This is a genomic window from Mesorhizobium sp. B2-4-18 (genome assembly GCF_006441385.1).
GTDB classification, from domain to species: Bacteria; Pseudomonadota; Alphaproteobacteria; order Rhizobiales; family Rhizobiaceae; genus Mesorhizobium; species Mesorhizobium australicum.
Map to the genome: position 1 here is coordinate 357375 of NZ_VFUW01000002.1, position 19848 is coordinate 377222.

The following is a 19848-nucleotide window of genomic DNA, read 5'->3' on the forward strand; positions in this document are numbered from 1 at the left end:
ATGTTGGCGACTTTAGCCCCGCCTGACTCGGGCTCCTTTCAGGTGAAGGCGTCGGGCATCGACCCCTTCTTCTTGGCGATGAAATCCTTCAAGGCTTCATCGATGCCTTCATCAAGGTGCGGCGCTTCGTAAGCCTCCAGCCAGCGCCGCGCCAGATCGTTGGCGCGCTGCGGTGCGGTCTTCTGGCCCTCGGCCAGCCACTGCTCGTAGGAGTTGTTGTCGGCGATCGATGAGCGGTAGAAGGCGGTCTGGAAATTGGCCTGGGTGTGGTCGCAGCCGAGATAGTGGCTGCCCGGGCCGACCTGGCGGATGGCGTCCATCGCCTGGCCGTTCTCCGACAGGTCGACGCCCTCGGAGAATTTCTGGGTCATGCCGAGCTGGTCGATATCCATCATGAATTTTTCATAGCAGGAGGCCAGCCCGCCTTCGAGCCAGCCTGCCGAATGCAGGACGAAATTGGTGCCGGCGAGAATGGTCGAGTTCAGCGTGTTGGCGCTCTCATAGGCTGCCTGTGCGTCCGGAACTTTCGAAGCGCAAAGCGAGCCGCCGGTACGGAACGGCAGGCCGAGCCGGCGGGCCAGTTGTGCAGCGCCATAGGAGACCAGCGACGGCTCCGGCGTGCCGAAGGTCGGCGCGCCCGACTGCATCGAGATCGACGAGGCGAAGGTGCCGAACAGCACCGGCGCGCCCGGACGGATCAGCTGCGTGAACGAGGCGCCGGCCAGCACTTCGGCCAGGACCTGCGTCAGCGTGCCGGCGACCGTCACCGGGCTCATCGCGCCGGCCAGGATGAACGGCGTGACGATGCAGGCCTGGTTGTGACGCGAATAGACCTTCAGGGCGCCAAGCATGGTCTCGTCGAACACCATCGGCGAGTTGGCGTTGATCAGGCTGGTCAGCACCGTGTTGTTCTCGACGAAGTCGTCGCCGAAGACGAGCTTGGCCATCGCCACCGTGTCCTCGGCGCGCTCCGGCGCGGTCACCGAACCCATGAACGGCTTGTCGGAATATTTGATGTGCGCGTAGACCATGTCGAGATGGCGCTTGTTGACCGGCACGTCGACCGGCTCGCAAACCGTGCCGCCCGAATGGTGGATCGACGGCGCCATATAGGCGAGCTTCACGAAATTCTGGAAATCCTCGATCGTCGCGTAGCGCCTGACGCCGTCGAGATCGCGCACGAAGGGCGGACCATAGACCGGCGCGAACACGGTCGCATTGCCACCGATCTGCACCGAGCGCTCCGAATTGCGGGCATGCTGGGTGTAGATGGGCGGCGCGGTCTTCAAGAGCGAACGGCAGAGCCCCTTGGGAAAATGCACGCGCTCGCCCTTGACGTCGGCGCCGGCCTCTTTCCAGAGCTGCAGCGCTTCCGCGTCATCGCGAAAAATGATGCCGATCTCTTCCAGCACCGTGTCGGTGTTCTTCTCGATCAGCGCCAGGCCTTCCTCGTTCAGCACCTCGTAGACGTTGATCTTGCGCTTGATATAGGTGAGCTGGGTGCCGGGGCCGCCGCCTGAGCGCGCCGCACGCCTGGCCGCCGCTCCGCCACTGGCGCCGCGCCCACGCCGCGCGTTTGACGCTTCCTGGTCGACTGCCGCGTGTTCACTCATGATCGCTCTTCCCTGAATATGGCCCGCCTGACTATGGCTGGTCCGTAACCGTTGCGGCCGCATGACGCGGCTTTGCCCGGATCGTAGCCATGCACCCTATTCGAAACGGCCCGTCCGCGCCAACGCCTGTCGCAAAATCGACAAGAAAACCGATAGATTTTCCAGTCGCTTTCCTTTTGCGGGAAGTCGCAAATCAGCTATGGATACCCGCCCGTTGCGGGTTAGGTATGAACACCATTATTTTGTGCCTTGCGACACAGTCGCGATGCCGTGAGGAGCTGGATAAAAATGTCCGACGACGAGATCATCCTTTCCGAGCTTTCCGACGACGAGCTGGTGCAGCAGATGCACGACGATCTCTATGACGGGCTGAAGGAAGAGATCGAGGAAGGCACCAACATCCTCCTTGAGCGCGGCTGGGCGCCCTACAAGGTGCTTACCGAGGCGCTGGTCGAAGGCATGCGTATCGTCGGCGAGGATTTTCGCGACGGCATCCTGTTCGTGCCGGAAGTGCTTTTGTCCGCCAACGCCATGAAGGCCGGCATGTTCATCCTGCGTCCGCTGCTCGCCGCCACCGGCGCGCCGAAACAGGGCAAGATGGTGATCGGCACCGTCAAGGGCGACATCCACGACATCGGCAAGAACCTCGTCGGCATGATGATGGAGGGTGCTGGCTTCGACGTCATCGATCTCGGCATCAACAACGCGGTCGAGAAGTATCTCGACGCGATTGAAAAGCACCAGCCCGACATCATCGGCATGTCGGCACTGCTCACCACCACCATGCCCTACATGAAGGTCGTCATCGACACGATGAAGGAAAAGGGCATTCGCGACGACTATGTCGTGCTGGTTGGCGGCGCGCCGCTCAACGAGGAATTCGGCAAGGCCGTCGGCGCCGACGCTTATTGCCGCGACGCGGCGGTAGCGGTCGAGACCGCCAAGGATTTCATGAAGCGCAAGCACAACGTGCGTGCTTCGGCCTGACCCAAGGCATCAGGGCGACGAAAAAGAAGCCGCGCCTTGCAGCGCGGCTTTTTTGTCCCCAGATGAGAGACGGCCGCCGATCAATTGGCGACGGTGTCTTTGACCGCCCTCGCCGTCGATTTGACATCCTTGCCGACACCCCGAACGGTGTTGGCGCAGGCCGTAAGTGCAAGAGCGCAGGCAAGGATAGCCATCGGCGCTATGCGTAGCAGTTTCATGGACGGTGTCTCCCTCGACAGATAAATTAGCCCCGCAGCGAAAAGCCGGCTCGACTTGGTCAAGACGAAAAAAACAAAACCGAATCAGACAGACAGGCTGCTCGTCATCGCCTGCGGGATGATTGCGCGCGAGGTGTTGGCCGTCAAGGAACAGCTCGGGCTGGATCACCTCGAATTGACGTGTTTGCCGGCGGAGTTTCATTTCCATCCCGACCGCATCGCGCCGGCCATGGACAAGGCGATCGAAAAGGCCAGGGCGGAAGGCTATGAACATATCTTCGTCGGCTATGCCGATTGCGGCACTGGCGGCCTGCTTGACCGCGTGTTGGAGAAGCATGGCGTCGAACGCATGGCCGGCCCGCATTGCTTCGCGTTCTATCAAGGCATGGACGCCTATGCGAAGGTCGCCGACGACGACATGATGTCCTTCTACATGACGGACTTCCTGTGCCGCCAGTTCGATGCCTTCTTCATGAAGCCGCTCGGGCTGGATAAGCACCCGGAGCTGATCAAGGACTATTTCGGCAATTACGAGAAGCTGATCTATCTGGCGCAGACCGATGATCCGGAGCTCGACAAGGTCGCGGAAAAGGCCGCCGCCCTGCTCGGCCTCGCCTATGAGCGCCGGTCCACCGGTTTTGGCGACCTGACGCCAGGCCTGGCGCGGGCGGCCGCGAACGCCTGACGGCTTCAGGCCGGGTCTTCGGCTGCCAGCGCCGCCAGCACGTCGGCAAAGCTCGTCCTGCAGGCAAAACCCAGCCTGTCCCTCGCCCGCGACGCGTCATAGATCCGGTCGATCGAGGAAAACATCGTCCAGCCCTTCCTCGCGTAGAGAGCGGGAAATTCAGGAAAATACCGCGCCACCACGGACGGCGCGTCCCTGATCAACGCCTCGCAATCTTCGGGTTGGAACGGCGTCGGCGCACAGATGATGAAGGTGTCGAAGCCGAGCTCCGGTGCCTTCTCCAAGGCGGCGACATGCGCCTGCGCCGCGTCCTCCACCATCAGCCGCCGAAACAGCAGTTCGTTCGCCTTGGTGTTGGCGTCCGACTGCTCGATGGCATGCGCCATGTCGTCGGCCTCGGGGAAGAAACGTGCCGTGCGCAGCACCACCACCGGCAGGCCGTGCTGGAGGTGGTAGAGACGGCAGAGATGCTCGGCGGATAGCTTGGTGACGCCATAGATGTTGCGCGGCTCGGGCGACATCGCTTCCGTCAGCCACGCCGCCTTGCGCGCACCGCCCTTGAAGCCGTCGCGTATCGCCTGCGAGATCATCAGCGAGGTCGTTGACGTGAAGACGAAGCGTTGCACATTGGCCGCCACCGCCGCGTCGAGCAGGTTTAGCGTGCCTTGCACGTTGGCCGCGATGAAATCGCTGTTGGCGTGGCTGTCTATGTTGGGCTTGTGCAGCGCGCCGCTGTGAATAATGGCCTCTATCCGGTTTTCTCCGACGGCACGCATGACGAGGTCACGGTCGGCAATCGAACCGACGATCCGCGTTTCGGCCGATGGAACGGGATCGAGGCCGGTCACGTCATGTCCAAGCTCACGCAGGAGCGGCGCCAGCGCGCTGCCCAGCCAACCCGACGATCCCGTAAACAAGATTCGCATGCGTCACACCATGAGTTTTGACCGAGACGCTGTTAAGCACGGATGACAGGCGCCAGCGACCCGGTAAGTTATGCGCCAGGCGGCGGCAGCGCCGTTCCAGACAAAACAGGGAATTCTTTGATGATCCTTCGCTCATTGATCGCCGCCCTTGGTCTCCTCTGCTGTATTTTGCCCGCCCTTGCCGACGGACAAGTGCAAAAACTGATCACGCCTGCCGATAAGGCGCGGCTCGACAAATATGGCGACACCCGCAAGGCGGCGCTCGCCGAGGCAAAGGCGGGCAACCCCGCCGAGCTCAAGCAGCTCGACACGCTGTTGGCCAAGCCGCTGGTCGCCTTCTCCGATAAGGATCTCACGGGCAACTGGCGGTGCCGCACGATCAAGGCCGGCGGACTGAGCCCGCTCGTTGTCTATGGCTGGTTCAAATGCAGGGTCACCGATGATGGCTCCGGCTGGCGGCTGGAAAAGATCAGCGGTTCTCAGCGCACCCAGGGCCGCTTCTTCGACGACGGCGACAAGCGCTCGATCTATCTTGGCTCCGGCAACGACGATCGGGCAAAGCCCTATGGCAGCGGCCCGCAGACCGACCAGGTTGGTTACGCCTTCCGAAACAGCGCCAAGGAATGGCGAATCGAGTTCCCCGCGCCCTATTATGAATCGAAGCTCGACATCATGGAGTTCAAGCGCTGACCAAGTCTTGATGCGCTGACCGGGGGTCTTCATGGGTTGGTAAGGCTTCCGGCATACCAAGGATTAACCCGCCCGCCCTAAGGTCCGGCCACATCAGCCGGTCCTTGGAGCACGGAAAGATCAATGGCAGCGTCGCAACCAAATCCGCGACCTATTGTGGTCGTCACCGGTGGCGGCGCGCATGTCTGGGCCATGATCAACGACCTCGCCGACCGCGTCGGCCCTGTCAGCGTCGTCCTCGAAATCCCCGAATCTAAAAAGCAATTGCTGCGCGGCCGCGCCCGACGCCAGGGCTGGATCTCTGCCATCGGCCAGCTCGGCACTATGGTGCTGAGCAGGCTCGGCAAACGGCTTAATGTCAAACACGCCGCCCGGTTGATTGCCGAGGAGAAGCTTGAAACGGAACCGCGGCAAGGCCAGGTCATCATCCATGTGGCATCCGCCAACGGGCCGGAATGTCTGCAGGCAATCGAGACGATCAAGCCCGGCGTCGTGCTGCTGAACGGCTGCCGGCTGATTTCCGGGGAGATGCTGGCCAAAATGCCGTGTCCGGTGCTCAACTATCATGCCGGCATCACCCCGAAATATCGCGGCATGAATGGCGGCTATTGGGCGTTGACCTCAGGCGATCCGCAGAATTTCGGCACCACCGTCCATCTGGTCGATGCGGGCGTCGACACTGGTGGCGTGCTGAAGCAGGTGCGCGGCAAGCCGAAACAAGGTGACACCATCTCAAGCTATGCGCTGCGCCAGGCGGCGTTTTCGCGCGACATCTGCGTCGAGGCGGTCAGCGACGCGCTGGCCGGAAAACTTGCAACGTTCGATCCAGGGCTGCCATCGAAGCAGTGGTACCACCCGACGATCTGGTTCTACGTCTGGACAGGGCTGAGAACCGGCATTTGGTAACGCATCCAGTGTCCGGAACAGCGCAAATTCCGTCGCCATTACTGCTGCAGTGACCCCGTCGTGGCATGGGTCGCAAACGAATAAACGCACCTTTCATTTTACGACATCCAAATGCGTCGCTTTTGAATGCGCGCGCGTCGTCCCATAACAAGCGGGCCAACTGCGCTTGCGGCAATGCTCGGGGATCGAGGAGCGAGAATTCATGGCCGATCTTATCGTCGTCTACTGGCGCGACATTCCTGCCCAGGTCATCGTCAAGAAGGGCCGGCAGAACGCCAAGCGCGAACTGCCGTTGCGCTTCACCGAGGCGATCGACATGTGCGCCATGCGCACCGGCGCCGGCGGCACGGACGACTATCTGGCCGAATGGCGCAAGGCTGATCCAGTTCCGGTCGGTGACGATCTCGAAGCCGAGGTCGAAAAGGCTTTCAACGAGATCGACGCGAAATACGACCGCGAGCGGCTGGTCGCTCTGGTCAAGGCCGGCGGCAAAGAAAATGTCTGAAACCACTCCCGTCAGCAAGGAAGGCGTGGCCATAACGCAGGCCACTCAGGTCAAGAAGGCGGCGCCGAAGTCCGACTACAAGCCGGCCGATGTCTCGCCGCAGCGGCGCGTACAGCGCTCCTTCGCGATACGGCTGTGGTCGATCAGGCATTCGCGCTTGCTCGAATGGTTTTACGCCCGCTTCGCCGACACCTTCTTGCTGCTGCACCCGTTGTGGAAGGGTATCGGCTATGGCCGCGTCGAGGCTCCAATCAAGTTCGTCGAAAAGCGCGTAAAAGGCTTCATGTTCGACTGCCGCATGTGCGGTCAGTGCATCCTGTCCTCGACCGGCATGTCTTGCCCGATGAACTGCCCCAAGCAGTTGCGCAACGGCCCTTGCGGCGGCGTGCGCGCCAACGGCAATTGCGAGGTCGAACCCGATATGCCCTGCGTCTGGGTCAAGGCCTGGGAAGGTTCGCAGAACATGGTCAACTCCGACAGGATCCTCACCGTGCAGAAGCCGGTCGATCAGTCGTTGCGCGAAACCTCTGCCTGGCTGCGGGTGACCGCGCAGGCTGCGGCAGCCCGTGAAGCCGCCGCTGCCGCGAAGACCGGAGCCTCCGCGTGACCGGCCGCCAGCCCGACGAAAATCCGGCCGGCATCCATTTGCCGCTCGATCCCCTGCCCGGCCACACCTCGCGCGGCCGGCTGGAGCGCGTGCTCAGGCGCGGCGAGTTCGCGGTGACGACCGAACTGAACCCGCCCGACAGCGCCGATCCGGAGGATGTCTACAACCGTGCGAAGATCTTCGACGGCTGGGTCGACGCCATCAACGCCGTCGATGCGTCCGGCGCCAATTGCCATATGTCGTCGGTCGGCATCTGTGCACTTCTGACCCGCATGGGCTACGCCCCGATCATGCAGATCGCCTGCCGCGACAAGAACCGCATCGCCATCCAGGGCGACGTGCTGGGCGGCGCCGCGATGGGCGTCGCCAACATGCTGTGCCTGACCGGCGACGGCGTGCAGGCCGGGGACCAGCCGGGCGCCAAGCCGGTGTTCGACCTCGATTCCATGTCGCTGTTGGAAACTTGCCGCATCATGCGAGACAACGGCAAGTTTCTGTCCGGCCGCAAGCTGACGACGCCGCCGCAGCTGTTCCTGGGCGCTGCCGTCAATCCGTTCGCGCCGCCTTTCGACTTTCGCCCGATCCATCTCGGCAAGAAGATCGCCGCCGGCGCGCAGTTCGTGCAGACGCAGTATTGCTTCGACGTGCCGATGTTCAAGACCTTCATGCAGAAGGCACGTGATCTCGGCCACACCGAGAAAGTGTTCATCCTGTGTGGCGTCGGCCCTCTCGCTTCCGCCAAGACGGCAAAATGGATCCGCTCCAACGTGCCGGGCATTCATATCCCTGACGCTATCATCAAGCGGCTGGAGGGTGCCCAGGACCAGAAGAAGGAAGGCAAGCAGCTCTGCACCGACATCATCAACGAGGTGAAGGAAATTCCGGGTGTCTCCGGCATCCATGTGATGGCCTATCGCCAGGAGGAATATGTCGCCGAGATCGTCGATGAATCGGGCGTGCTGAAGGGCCGCCAGCCGTGGAAGCGCGAGATCCGCCGCGACGACCAGATGGTCGCCGACCGGCTGGACCGCATCCTGCACGACGACATTACCGAAACCCAGGTGGACATGGTGAAGACCGCGCATTGACTTGCGCGGAGAGCGACCATTCGCTTGATCGACAAGAGATAACGATATAAAGAACTCTTTATATCACGACGGAGAGATTTCATGACCCGGACCATCGTCGCCTCGGCGACACGAGAAATCATCATCGGCTTCGACCAGCCTTTCTGCGTGATTGGCGAACGCATCAACCCGACCGGCCGCAAGAAGCTCGCCGCCGAAATGGTGGTTGGCAATTTCGAGACCGTCATCAAGGACGCGCTGGAGCAGGCCGCCTGCGGCGCCACCATGCTCGACGTCAATGCCGGCGTCACCTCGGTCAACCCGAACGAAACCGAACCTGGCCTTCTGGTGCAGACGCTGGAGATCGTCCAGGGCCTGGTCGATCTGCCGCTGTCGATCGACAGTTCCGTCACCGCCGCGATCGAAGCCGCGCTGAAAGTCGCCAAGGGCCGCCCGTTGGTCAATTCCGTCACCGGCGAGGAGGAAAAGCTCGAGGCCATCCTGCCGCTGATCAAGAAATACAATGTGCCGGTCGTCGCCATCTCCAACGACGAGACCGGCATTTCGATGGATCCGGACGTGCGCTTTGCCGTCGCCAAGAAGATCGTGCAGCGCTGCGCCGATTTCGGCATCCCGGCGCATGACGTCGTCGTCGATCCGCTGGTGATGCCGATCGGCGCGCTGGGCGATGCCGGCCGCCAGGTGTTCGCCCTGCTGCGTCGGCTCCGCGAAGAGCTCAAGGTCAACACCACCTGCGGCCTGTCCAACATCTCCTTCGGCCTGCCGCACCGCCACGGCATCAACGCCGCCTTCATCCCGATGGTGATCGGCGCTGGCATGACCTCGGCGATCATGAACCCGGTGCGCCCGCAGGAAATGGAAGCGGTGCGCGGCGCCAACGTGCTGAACGGCACCGACGAGAACTGCACCAAATGGATCAAGACCTACAAGGATTACAAGCCGGCCGAAGGCGGCCAGGCGGTGGCGGCGCCGACAGCGGTCAATGCGCCGGGCGAAGGCGGCGGCAATGGCGGCCGCCGACGCGGTGGCCGTGAAGCCCGCATGGGCCGGGGATAAGCGCGCAATCGTGAATTCGCCTGCAAACATAACCGATCCGCTCGTGCTGTTCATGCCGTCAGGCAAGCGCGGGCGGTTCCCTGTCGGCACGCCCGTGCTCGACGCCGCGCGCCAGCTCGGCGTCTATGTCGAGAGCGTGTGCGGCGGACGCGCCACTTGCGGGCGCTGCCAGATCGAGGTGCAGGAAGGCAATTTCGCCAAGCACAAGATCACCTCCTCAAACGACCACATATCGCCCAAAGGCCCCAAGGAAGAGCGCTATGAACGTGTGCGCGGCCTGCCCGAACGGCGCCGCCTCTCCTGCTCCGCCCAGATACTCGGCGATCTCGTCATCGACGTGCCGCAGGACACTGTCATCAACGCCCAGACCATCCGCAAGGATGCCGACACCAGGGTCATCGCCCGCGATTCCGCGATCCGCATGTGCTACGTCGAGATCGAAGAACCAGACATGCACAAGCCGCTTGGCGATCTCGACCGCCTGAAGATCGCCCTGATGAAGGACTGGAACCTCAAAAGCCTGGACTTCGATTTTTATCTGCTGCCGCAAGTGCAAGGTATTTTGCGCAAGGGCAACTGGACGGCGACCGCCGCCATCTACAAGGATACGGACACCGGGACAGCGCGCGTCATCGCGCTGTGGCCGGGCCTCAAGAACGAGGCCTATGGCCTGGCCTGCGACATCGGCTCGACCACCATCGCCATGCATCTGGTGTCGCTGCTGTCGGGCCGCGTCGCCGCCTCGTCCGGAACGTCGAACCCGCAGATCCGCTTCGGCGAGGATCTGATGAGCCGCGTCTCCTATGTGATGATGAACCCGGATGGCCGCGAAGGCATGACGGTTGCTGTCCGCGAGGCAATCTCCGGCCTCGTCGATAAGGTTTGCGCGGAAGGCAATGTCCAGCGCAACGACATCCTGGATTCCGTCTTCGTCGGCAATCCGATCATGCATCACCTGTTCCTCGGCATCGATCCGACCGAACTCGGTGGCGCGCCCTTCGCGCTTGCCGTCTCGGGCGCCGTTCGCATCAAGGCCTCCGACATCGGGCTGAAGCTCAACCAGGGCGCACGGCTCTATATGTTGCCTTGCATCGCCGGTCATGTCGGCGCCGACGCGGCGGCCGTGACCCTGTCCGAAGGCCCGCACCGCCAGGACGAGATGATGCTGATCGTGGACGTCGGCACCAATGCCGAGATCGTACTCGGAAACCGTACACGGGTAGTCGCTGCTTCCTCGCCTACCGGTCCGGCTTTCGAAGGCGCCGAAATCTCCGGTGGCCAGCGGGCTGCGCCCGGCGCCATCGAGCGCGTGCGCATCGATCCAGACACGCTGGAGCCGAAATACCGCGTCATCGGCTCGGAACTGTGGTCCGACGAGCCCGGCTTCCTCGACAGCGTGCAGGCGACCGGCGTCACCGGCATTTGCGGCTCTGGCATCATCGAGATCGTCGCCGAAATGTATCTCGCCGGCATCATCTCCGAGGATGGTGTCGTCGACGGATCGCTTGCCGCGCGCTCGCCGCGCGTCGTCGCCAACGGCCGCACCTTCTCCTACGTGCTGAAGGAAGGCGAACCCAAGATCACCATCACCCAGACAGACGTGCGTGCCATTCAGTTGGCCAAGGCGGCGCTCTATGCCGGCACCAAGCTGCTGATGGAAAAACAGAACACCGAGCATGTCGACCGCATCCACTTCGCCGGTGCCTTCGGCTCCTTCATCGATCCGAAATACGCCATGGTGCTAGGTCTCATCCCCGATTGCGACCTCGACAAGGTCTCGGCCGTGGGCAATGCCGCCGGCGCGGGTGCTCGCATGGCGCTGCTCAATCGCGGCTATCGCCGCGAAATCGAGGAGACGGTGAGCCAGATCGAAAAGATCGAGACGGCGCTCGAGCCGAAATTCCAGGAGCACTTCGTCTACGCCATGGCGCTGCCCAACAAGGTCGACCCATTCCCGAAACTGGCGGCGGCGGTGAAGCTGCCGCCGCGCAAGACGGTGAGCGAGGATGGCATCGCCGGAGATGCAGCACCGCGCCGGCGCTCCCGCGAAGGCCATGCTGCTCGGCGCAGCCGCGAATAGACGCGCCGGCCACTCCCTCGATTTATTTGTATGCAAACGTTTCCGGATCGTCCGATCCGGAAACCGAAACACTGTTTTCGCGAAATCCAGCAGATACATGCACAGCGCATTTACCCGCACATCGAACGGCGGCTGAGGACAGTCCTTGGCCATCGCCGTTCTTCAAGGGAGATGACAATGACGATGTTCGAAAATTTCGGCCGCTTGGGTGTGGCCATCAGGCAAGCCCACGCCAGGAACAAATCGATCCGCGCGCTGAACAGCTTGCCGGCGCATGTCCAGAAGGACATCGGCTGGCCGGCATCGCCGCCGAACGATCCGCAGGCCACACTCGCCTCGCTGCTGCTAGGCTCCACGCGGTGACGACGTTCGCCGACAAATACAAATTGCTCGGCGTCCACCGGGGATCCCACACATCCCCGATGGCCACCAGCAACCGATTGCGCACGGCACTTTTGCCGCGGCGCCGACGACGCGCGGATCACACCAGCGTGTGGGCACGCCGTAAATCTTGACATTCTCGGCCAAGGCACGATCTTCGTTACAAGGGGGAGTTCTCTTAGTCGGCTGCAGCCGAAGTTCGTGTATTCGCATGCCAAGTTTGAAAAGCCACGTTGTGTCCTTCGTGCTCAGGCACAGCCGCAAGCAAGCCTTTTCCAGCCCGGAAAACCTGCAGCGCTGGATCGCCGCCGCGCGCAAGACGGAGGATCATCATCCGCCGGCCGCGCTGCATCAGCGTTTCGAAATCCAGACGCGCAGCGTGGACGGTTTTCCGGTCTACGAAATCGCCCCCAAGGCCGGAGAGCACAAGCGGATACTCTACCTGCATGGCGGCGCTTATGTCTTTGAGATCACGCCCTATCACTGGTATCTGATCGCCGACATGGCCGACCGGCTGGGCTACGGCATCACCGTGCCGATCTACCCTATCGCCCCGGAACACGATTTCCACGCCATGTTCGGCATGGTCGGCGCTGTCTACCGCCAGATGCTCGATGAGACAGAGGCGGAAGATATCGTCTTCATGGGCGATTCCGCCGGCGGCAACATGGCCGTGGTGCTGACCATGATGGCGGCGGACGAGGGTTTGCCGGTGCCGTCGCGCCATGTGCTGATTTCACCCGGCCTCGACGTCTCGCTCGCGAACCCCGAAGTGTTTGAGGCGGAGCGGAATGATCCATGGTTGGGCATCGCCGGCGGGCGTGAGGCAATCCGGCTCTATAGTGCCGGATTGGATCCGACAGACTGGCGTATCAGCCCGGTCTATGGCGATCTGTCGGTATTGCCGAAGACACTGCTCCTGACGGGCTCCCGCGATCTTCTCACGCCCGACAATCTCATCTTTGCACAAAAAGCCAGCGCCGCCGGTGTCGAGGTGGAGCTGATCTACGAGGAAGGCATGTTCCACGTCTGGCCGCTGATTGACATGCCGGAAGCGCGGCGCGCGCGTCAGCACATCGTCGCGTTTCTCACCGACGACGCCTACACCCGGGCTGAAAGGGAAACGGTCAAGTCGTCGACCAAAGCTTCATCCCAGCACACTAACCATTTCGGCCAGACGATCAATCGGCTCGGCGAACGTGACGAGATCGCCGAGCACTGAAACTCGGCCCCACGACATCGATTAGAACTTGCCGGTTTCCCTGAACACTTCGAAGGTCGCGCGGATGTGGTCGGCGACGGCCTTGACCGGCGCGCTGGCGTCCGGCGCCACCACCATGGCAAGATTGTAAGTGCCGATATCGGGCATTCCGTCCTTAGGGCAGAGTTCGACCATGTCGTTGCCCAGGAACGATCTCGGCAGCGGCGCGACCGCGAGGTCGGCCATGATCGCGGCGCGCTGGCCTGCGGTATGGGCACTCATATAAGCGACGCGATAGTTGCGGCCCTCGCGGCCCAATGCCTCGAGCGCGCCGGCCCGCCAGGCACAGCCCTCTTCCCAAAGCGAAACCGGCAGCGGTTCGCGCAGATGCGCGCAGCCGCCCTTGGCGCCGGCCCACACGATTGGCTCGGTCAACAGCACCTCGGCGCCGAGCGCGCTGGTCTTGTACGAATTGGTCAACAGCGTGATGTCGAGCGCCCGATCATCCATGCGCCGGCGCAGATTGCTGCTCTGGTCGATGGTGACGTCGACGGCGATCGAGGGATGCGACTGCGCGAAACGCTTCAACACATGCGGCAGCACGCGCTCGCCATAGTCGTCAGGTGAGCCGAGCCGCACCACGCCGACAATATCGGGGATGATGAACTTCGACACCACCTCGCGGTTGATCGACAAAAGCCGCCGGGCATAGCCGAGCAGCATTTCGCCGTCCGTGGTCAGCGTCACCGAACGCGCGTCGCGCGCGAACACCGAGCGGCCGAGAATATCCTCCAGCTTCTTGATCTGCATGGAGACGGCCGATGGCGTCCGGAACACCGCATTGGCCGCGGTGGTGAAGCTGCCGGTCTCGGCAATCGCCACGAAGGTGCGCAAAACGTCGAGGTCGAGCAGCGGCAGCGGGTGATTGAGTGGGGCGTTCATGACGATCGACCTTCAATTTTTCTGATACAAAACATCATTCCATTTCGTTTGATTGAACATCAGACCGGGAGCATAGTCAACTCCATCGAAGCAGCATGCTGCCAAAAGCGGCCACGAAACGACCACGGCGCAGACCTGCATCGACGTGAAATGAAGCTGAAACAGACCTGACGTAACGCATTGCCGGCGCTTGCCGTGCCGTAGCAAAGGAGATCGAAATGTCTATCCTATCGTCCCTCGGCCGCATCGCGACCGAATTCAACGCGGCCCGCACCCGCTACCAGACCGAACGCGCCATCCGTTCACTGCCGATCGAGCTGCAGAAGGATATCGGCTGGCCGGAAGCTTCCGACGCCAAGACCGGCATTCGCAGCGGCGTCGGATCCTGGGCTGGAGCAAAGTAAATCGTGTGTACCCCGTGCTGAAGGCCTGCCGCGCAGCCCGCCCGGCAGGCCTTCTCTATTTTATTTGTATTCAAACGAATTCATGAGCCATGCCGCCGCTGCATGGCGCATATGAGCAAGCCGCATAGCAGCTCGATTTTTTGATTAACTCTTTGTAAATATTCATAAATCCTAGGCATATTGCTCGTAGCTTGCCAAAATATGTCGCATCCGGTGTCGCTTTTCATATCAAGCGCTTCGCTTTTGCGATTTAGTTCCTGCTCACACAAGCCTATATCACCGTCAGCAAACGAGCTGCCCCACTCCATCAAGCGAAGGCGACCCGTTTAGAGCGACGTGCGTCCTATTGGACGCACAAAGTACGCTCTAACACTTTGAGTCTGCGCATCGTGCTTTCCGAAAATCAATTCGATTTTCGGGCCAATGCGCGAGCAACCGATTGGAGATGATCATGAAGCTTTTTGCCCGCCTCTTCGCCCGCCGCGAAATGAACCTGACCACCGCTCTCGAGCGTCAGCGTCTTGCCAACACCATGCCCGGCCAGACCGGCGCCATGGCCGCGGCACGTCTCGGCTTCGTCGCCTGAACGAGCGCGGTTCCAGGAAAACCGTATTTTCCCGGCCGGAACTGCGTAGAAATCGAAAATATAAGACACCTCCAGAGCCGCGCCCCTGCCGCGGCTTCAGGGTTGACTGCCGCCGCCTCGGTCCGCCGAGGCGGCGTTTATTTTGTTGCGCTTCCATCGCCTTTCACAACCTGACGGTGGCCTGGTTCGAGCAGCACCGCGCGGCGATTGCCCATTTGCGACCCATGTCGCAAATTTAATCTTGCCAAAGCCATCTAGACGATTGACAGGAATGGTTTTTCCTGATGACGCTATGCTATTCGCGACATCCTGTTCGCGTCATGGCTGCGTGAGGTTCCCGTGAACGCCGTAAAGCATCCGGTCAAGCGATCGTTTGTATTCTTCCTTGTTCCCGATTTCACCATGATCGCTTTTGCGACAGCACTCGACCCGCTACGCTCCGCCAATCGGATGCTCGGCTACGAGGCCTATCGCTGGCGCCTCGCCAGCATCGACGGCAAGCCGGTGCGCGCCTCGAACGGCGTCGAGTGTGCGGTCAACACCTCGCTCGAGGAGGAACGCAAGAAGATGGCGGGGCCGGATCGCCCCAACATGGCCATCGTCTGCAGTGGCACCAATGTCGAGCGCTACCAGAACAAGTCGGCCTTTGCCTGGTTGCGCGAGGAATACAATCGCGGCGTTGCCGTCGGCGGCCTGTGCACCGGTGCACATATCCTCGCCGCCGCCGGGCTCCTGTCCAACAAGCGCTGTGCCATCCATTGGGAAAACCTGCCCGGTTTTTCCGAAGCGTTCCCGAAGGCCAATGTCTTTGCCGACCTGTTCGAGATCGACCAGAACATCTACACCTGCGCCGGCGGCACCGCCGCGCTCGACATGATGCTGAAGCTGATCGGCGACGATTTCGACGAGAACCTCGTCAACCGCGTGTGCGAGCAGGTGCTGACCGATCGTGTGCGCAGTCCGACCGACCGCCAGCGCCTGCCGCTGCGCGCCCGCCTCGGCGTGCAGAACTCGAAAGTACTGACCATCATCGAGCTGATGGAGGCCAATCTGTCCGAGCCGCTGTCGCTGATCGAGATCGCCGACCATGTCGACCTGTCGCGCCGCCAGATCGAGCGCCTGTTCCGCACCGAGATGGGACGGTCGCCTGCCCGTTACTACCTCGAAATCCGCCTCGACCGCGCCCGGCATCTCTTGATCCAATCGTCGCTGCCGGTGGTCGAGGTGGCGGTCGCCTGCGGCTTCGTCTCGGCCTCGCATTTCTCGAAATGTTACCGCGAGCTCTACGCCCGCTCGCCGCAGCAGGAACGCGTCGACCGCAAGCAATTGCTGGCAGCCTGATCCCGATCAGGTCTCGGCCGACCGCACTTGCACCGTCCGCATCGCCTCGACGCGGATGTCCTCGGTCAGCCGCGCCTTCAACGCCGAGAATTCGGGACTGGTCTTCAGCGTGTAGTGCCTGGGATGCGGCAGGTCGATGGCGACATCCGACTTGATGCGGCCGGGCCGCGCCGTCATCACGATCACGCGCGAGGCCATGAAGATCGCCTCCTCAATGTCGTGGGTGACGAACAGCACCGTTTTCTTGCGCCGTTCCCATATGCCGAGCAGCAATTCCTGCATCAGCCCGCGTGTCTGGTTGTCCAGCGCCCCGAACGGCTCGTCCAGCAACAGGATTTCGGGATCGTTGGCCAGCGCCCGGGCAATCGCCGTGCGCTGCTGCATGCCCCCTGAAAGCTGTTTCGGCCAATGGTTCTCGAACCCCTTCAGCCCGACGAGGTCGACATAGGAAGCGACGATGTCGTCCAGCTCCTTTTCGGCCATCCCCCGTTCGCGCAGGCCGAAGCCGATGTTTTCGGTGACCGTCAGCCATGGAAACAGCGTGTAGGACTGGAAGACCATGCCGCGGTCCGGCCCGGGCCGCGTCACCGTCTTGCCGTCTAGCAGAACTCGGCCTTCGCTTGGCGCCTCCAAGCCGGCGACGATCCTCAACAGTGTCGACTTTCCGCAACCTGACGGTCCCAAAACGGTGATGAAGTCGTTGGCCGCCACCGCCAGGTCGATTGGCATCAGCGCCTTGACGGGTTCTCCACCCCGCACGCCGGCAAAGGTTCGCGAGACACCCTCGATAAGAAGCTTGCTCACGCCAGGCTCCATGGAAAGAGCCAGCGGTTGAACGCCTTGAACGCAAAATCGGACAACAGCCCGATCAGGCCGATGACGATGATGCCGAAGATGATCTGCCCGGTCGCCAGCCGCGACTGGCTGTTGATGATCATGTAACCGATGCCCGACGATGAGCCGATCAATTCGGCCACGATGACATAGGTCCATGCCCAGCCGAGCACCAGCCGTAGCGTCTCGGCGATCTCGGGCGCATTGGCCGGCATGATGACCCGCCTGACGATGCCATTGTTGGTCGAGCCCAGCGTATAAGCGGCCTCGACCAGATCGCGCCGCGTGGCCCCAACCTTGACGGCAATGATCAGGATGATCTGGAACACCGAGCCGACAAAGATGACGAGCAGTTTTTCCAGCTCGCCAATGCCGGCCCAAAGGATGAGCAGCGGAATGAAGGCCGACGCCGGCAGGTAGCGGGCGAAGGAGACGAAGGGCTCCAGAAACGCTTCCACCGGCTTCCAGGCGCCCATGGCGATGCCGAGCGGCACCGCGACGACCGAGGCCAGTACAAAGCCGCCGAAGACCCGCCAGATGGTGATCAGTATGTCGAGCCAGAAACGATCCTCGACCAGCAGCCGCCAGCCATCCCGCAGCATCGACAGCGGATCGGCGAGGAAGATGCGGTTGACGTGGCCGCCAAGCGTGATCCAGGCCCAGAAGGCCACGAACAGCACGAAGAAGGAGATACCGAGCACTGTTCGCAGGCTCGGAGAGACAGGATGCAAGGGGCGCATCTTCGTCCTTTGTCAGCGGCAAGGCGGCGGCGCTCTGCGCCACCGCACGGTGCCCAAGGGTTGAACCGTCAATTCGCCACGGCGCTGGTGTCGGCCAGAGTGGCGACGTCGGGTGCCTCCTTGATCAGCCCCATTTGCAGCAGCAGATCGCCGGCGGTCTTGGAAAAGTCCTGGAATTCCTTGGTGAAGAACTGCTTGTTCTCGGCCTTGTCGGCCCATTTCAGGTACTTTGCCGAATCCTCGAATTCATTGGCCGACTGTTTCACGTCGGCGCCCATGATCTCATAGGATTTCTGCGGCTCCTTCTTGATCATGTCGAGGGCGTCGAAATAGCTGTCGGCAAGCGCCTTGGCGGCGTCGGGATTGGCCTTGAGGAATTCGGGCGTGCAGCCGACCGTGTCGAGAACCATCGGATAGTCGAGCGTGGTCGCCAGGATATGCCCCTGGTCGGCCTTGTCGCGCACGGCCGAGATGAAGGGCTCGTAGGTGACGGCCGCATCGTTCTGGCCGGCGAGGAAGGCTTGCGCCGCCGCGTCGGGTTCGAGATTGACGACCGTGACATCCTTGGTCGACATGCCGTTCTTGTTCAGCACCCAGGCCAGCAGGAAGTAGGGCGACGTTCCAGGCGCCGAGGAAGCGACGGTCTTGCCCTTGAGATCGGCGACCGTCTTGATGTCGTTGCGTACCACGATGCCGTCGGCGCCATAGGATTTGTCGAGCTGGAAAATCTGCTTGGTGGTCACCCCGCTGGCGTTCCAGACCAGCCAGGTCTCGACCGTGGTGGCGGCGCATTGCAGGTCGCCGCTGGCGATGGCGAGCGGACGGCTGGCCTGCGGCACCTTCTTCAAGGTCACGTCGAGCCCATGCTTCTCGAACAGCCCTGCCTGCTTGGCGAGTGTCAGCGGCGCGAATCCGGTCCATCCGCTGATGCCGATGGTGAGCGATGTGGCGGCCATCGCCGGCGCGGACAAGCCCGCGGCAAGTGTCAATGTCGCGGCAAGGACGGTTATTCTGTTCATATCGGTTCCCCTTTTGTTTTTCTGCGGGAAATTGTTCACAGAGGCCGATGGGCTTGTCAATCAACAGGACCGTGTTTGCGCGCAAAGCAGCCGGCAATCCGATTTGGGATAGCGCTATCTGGCGTCGGGCATCCAGTTGCGGTTGCGCCACATTTTCTCGCCGACCTGGCAGTCGGCGATGGGCTTGTCCTGCGCCAGCACCACTGGCGGATGATCCGCCTCCTCCGCCGCCCATTGCCGTGACGCCGGGCCGGCAAGCTCCAGCACCAGCTTGCGGCGGATGGCTTCGGGAAATTGCGTCCAGTCGTTGACCGGGATCATGAAGGCGCCGGGACCGCCGATGACGCAGTCGCTGTAGTAGCGATCGAGATCGTTGACGTCATAGACGCCGGAAAAGCCGCCTCGGGTCATCAGCGGCAGGCCGTTGATAACTATGCCTTGCCTGACCACCCCGTCGCGGGCGAGATTGACCGGCGCGCCCTGGTTGTTTGGCCCGTCGCCCGAAATGTCGATGACGCGCTTGGTTCCCTGGTAGCCGCTTTCGGCGAAAAGGTCGCTGCCGAACTCCAGCGCGCCGGAGATCGAGGTGCGCCGCGCGCTGTTGGGCGGCTGAGCCGACAATTGCGCCACCACCCGCTCCGCATCGGCCCGGGTCGCGATCGCTGTCCACGGCACGATGACGCGTTGCCAGTTGGTGCCGGCCCATTCGACATAGGTGACGGCGATCTTGCCATAGGCGCCATCGGTAATCGCCTGCAGCACATTGTCGTGCGTCAGCGCCGCCGCGTAGCCATGACGCTGGATCTCGAGCTCGTCGGCCGACATCGACAGCGACACGTCCACCGCCAGCACCAGTTCGACATCGACCGGCTCGTCTGCGCGAGACATTGTCGTCGGCCAGAGCGTCAGCGCCAGCGCGACGACGCTCGAAAGCAGATGTCTTGCAGTGCCAAAACCAGACATGCCGCGAGGGTAAGCCAGAATCGACAGCTGAAAAAGAGAAAAGCCCGACCTGGGCCGGGCTCATCCGAACACGCGC

General features: G+C 62.1%; 22 protein-coding genes. 14 read left to right on the forward strand and 8 right to left on the reverse strand.

The genetic code is table 11. The annotated features are described in order from the left end of the window. Positions 1 to 38 precede the first annotated feature (38 nt). Positions 39 to 1613, reverse strand: a complete 1575-nt coding sequence (locus FJ527_RS05260; RefSeq protein WP_140615930.1) for a trimethylamine methyltransferase family protein — start codon at positions 1611 to 1613, stop codon at positions 39 to 41. Between the two features lie 288 nt (positions 1614 to 1901). Here FJ527_RS05260 and FJ527_RS05265 point away from each other — a divergent pair, with 288 nt between their 5' ends. Continuing rightward, positions 1902 to 2600: a B12-binding domain-containing protein gene (locus tag FJ527_RS05265; RefSeq protein WP_015317429.1), complete on the forward strand. Its 699-nt coding sequence runs from the start codon at positions 1902 to 1904 to the stop codon at positions 2598 to 2600. Positions 2601 to 2680: 80 nt separating this feature from the next. On the opposite strand, the gene FJ527_RS05270 is transcribed toward FJ527_RS05265, so the two are convergent. Further along, complete coding sequence (locus FJ527_RS05270) at positions 2681 to 2818, reverse strand: entericidin A/B family lipoprotein (protein ID WP_015317428.1); 138 nt, start codon at positions 2816 to 2818, stop codon at positions 2681 to 2683. A 55-nt stretch (positions 2819 to 2873) separates the two neighbouring features. Here FJ527_RS05270 and FJ527_RS05275 point away from each other — a divergent pair, with 55 nt between their 5' ends. Next, positions 2874 to 3503, forward strand: a complete 630-nt coding sequence (locus FJ527_RS05275; protein WP_140714843.1) for a DUF1638 domain-containing protein — start codon at positions 2874 to 2876, stop codon at positions 3501 to 3503. A gap of 5 nt (positions 3504 to 3508) precedes the next feature. Here the strand turns inward: FJ527_RS05275 and FJ527_RS05280 are convergent, their stop codons facing one another. Next, positions 3509 to 4429, reverse strand: coding sequence for an NAD(P)-dependent oxidoreductase (locus FJ527_RS05280; protein ID WP_140822044.1), 921 nt, complete (start codon positions 4427 to 4429; stop codon positions 3509 to 3511). 120 nt (positions 4430 to 4549) lie between these two features. On the opposite strand from FJ527_RS05280, the gene FJ527_RS05285 reads away from it, so the two are divergent. The 9 genes from FJ527_RS05285 to FJ527_RS05325 all read left to right on the forward strand — a co-directional run bounded on the left by FJ527_RS05285 (position 4550) and on the right by FJ527_RS05325 (position 12964). Further along, positions 4550 to 5119, forward strand: coding sequence for a DUF4893 domain-containing protein (locus FJ527_RS05285; RefSeq protein WP_140822046.1), 570 nt, complete (start codon positions 4550 to 4552; stop codon positions 5117 to 5119). A gap of 123 nt (positions 5120 to 5242) precedes the next feature. Further along, entirely contained in the window at positions 5243 to 6025 is a 783-nt protein-coding gene (locus FJ527_RS05290; protein ID WP_140822048.1) for a formyl transferase, read from the forward strand. 202 nt (positions 6026 to 6227) lie between these two features. Further along, complete coding sequence (locus tag FJ527_RS05295; protein ID WP_015317423.1) at positions 6228 to 6530, forward strand: virulence factor; 303 nt, start codon at positions 6228 to 6230, stop codon at positions 6528 to 6530. Continuing rightward, positions 6523 to 7137, forward strand: coding sequence for a methylenetetrahydrofolate reductase C-terminal domain-containing protein (locus tag FJ527_RS05300; RefSeq protein WP_015317422.1), 615 nt, complete (start codon positions 6523 to 6525; stop codon positions 7135 to 7137). Before FJ527_RS05295 ends, FJ527_RS05300 begins: the two co-directional genes overlap by 8 nt. Continuing rightward, entirely contained in the window at positions 7134 to 8225 is a 1092-nt protein-coding gene (locus FJ527_RS05305) for a methylenetetrahydrofolate reductase (RefSeq protein WP_140615924.1), read from the forward strand. The genes FJ527_RS05300 and FJ527_RS05305 overlap by 4 nt, the downstream gene beginning before the upstream one ends. An 81-nt stretch (positions 8226 to 8306) precedes the next feature. Further along, a complete protein-coding gene (locus FJ527_RS05310) occupies positions 8307 to 9281 on the forward strand; it encodes a methyltetrahydrofolate cobalamin methyltransferase (protein ID WP_140723911.1) in 975 nt (324 codons plus the stop codon). Next, positions 9232 to 11361, forward strand: a complete 2130-nt coding sequence (locus tag FJ527_RS05315) for an ASKHA domain-containing protein (RefSeq protein WP_140822050.1) — start codon at positions 9232 to 9234, stop codon at positions 11359 to 11361. The genes FJ527_RS05310 and FJ527_RS05315 overlap by 50 nt, the downstream gene beginning before the upstream one ends. A gap of 177 nt (positions 11362 to 11538) precedes the next feature. Further along, positions 11539 to 11724: a hypothetical protein gene (locus FJ527_RS29250; protein WP_015317418.1), complete on the forward strand. Its 186-nt coding sequence runs from the start codon at positions 11539 to 11541 to the stop codon at positions 11722 to 11724. A gap of 229 nt (positions 11725 to 11953) precedes the next feature. Beyond that, positions 11954 to 12964 (forward strand): alpha/beta hydrolase, encoded by a 1011-nt coding sequence (locus tag FJ527_RS05325; RefSeq protein ID WP_015317417.1) that lies wholly within the window; start codon positions 11954 to 11956, stop codon positions 12962 to 12964. 21 nt (positions 12965 to 12985) lie between these two features. Here the strand turns inward: FJ527_RS05325 and FJ527_RS05330 are convergent, their stop codons facing one another. Further along, positions 12986 to 13885: a LysR substrate-binding domain-containing protein gene (locus FJ527_RS05330; protein WP_015317416.1), complete on the reverse strand. Its 900-nt coding sequence runs from the start codon at positions 13883 to 13885 to the stop codon at positions 12986 to 12988. A 218-nt stretch (positions 13886 to 14103) separates the two neighbouring features. Here FJ527_RS05330 and FJ527_RS05335 point away from each other — a divergent pair, with 218 nt between their 5' ends. The 3 genes from FJ527_RS05335 (at position 14104) to FJ527_RS05350 (ending at position 16216) form a co-directional block, all read left to right on the forward strand. Then, positions 14104 to 14289: a hypothetical protein gene (locus FJ527_RS05335; protein WP_140615918.1), complete on the forward strand. Its 186-nt coding sequence runs from the start codon at positions 14104 to 14106 to the stop codon at positions 14287 to 14289. Positions 14290 to 14740: 451 nt separating this feature from the next. Continuing rightward, the gene (locus tag FJ527_RS29790) at positions 14741 to 14875 is read left to right on the forward strand and encodes a hypothetical protein (RefSeq protein WP_013894968.1); all 135 of its coding nucleotides are present in this window, start codon (positions 14741 to 14743) and stop codon (positions 14873 to 14875) included. 339 nt (positions 14876 to 15214) lie between these two features. Continuing rightward, positions 15215 to 16216, forward strand: a complete 1002-nt coding sequence (locus FJ527_RS05350; RefSeq protein ID WP_140822052.1) for a GlxA family transcriptional regulator — start codon at positions 15215 to 15217, stop codon at positions 16214 to 16216. A 6-nt stretch (positions 16217 to 16222) separates the two neighbouring features. Here FJ527_RS05350 and FJ527_RS05355 read toward each other — a convergent pair whose 3' ends face one another. From FJ527_RS05355 to FJ527_RS05370, 4 genes are all read right to left on the reverse strand, one after another. Then, complete coding sequence (locus FJ527_RS05355) at positions 16223 to 17020, reverse strand: ABC transporter ATP-binding protein (protein WP_140822054.1); 798 nt, start codon at positions 17018 to 17020, stop codon at positions 16223 to 16225. Then, positions 17017 to 17790, reverse strand: a complete 774-nt coding sequence (locus FJ527_RS05360; RefSeq protein ID WP_015317412.1) for an ABC transporter permease — start codon at positions 17788 to 17790, stop codon at positions 17017 to 17019. The genes FJ527_RS05355 and FJ527_RS05360 overlap by 4 nt, the downstream gene beginning before the upstream one ends. A gap of 68 nt (positions 17791 to 17858) precedes the next feature. Beyond that, positions 17859 to 18809, reverse strand: coding sequence for an ABC transporter substrate-binding protein (locus FJ527_RS05365; RefSeq protein ID WP_140822056.1), 951 nt, complete (start codon positions 18807 to 18809; stop codon positions 17859 to 17861). A 114-nt stretch (positions 18810 to 18923) separates the two neighbouring features. Then, positions 18924 to 19772, reverse strand: a complete 849-nt coding sequence (locus tag FJ527_RS05370; RefSeq protein WP_140661045.1) for a DUF1194 domain-containing protein — start codon at positions 19770 to 19772, stop codon at positions 18924 to 18926. Positions 19773 to 19848 lie beyond the last annotated feature (76 nt).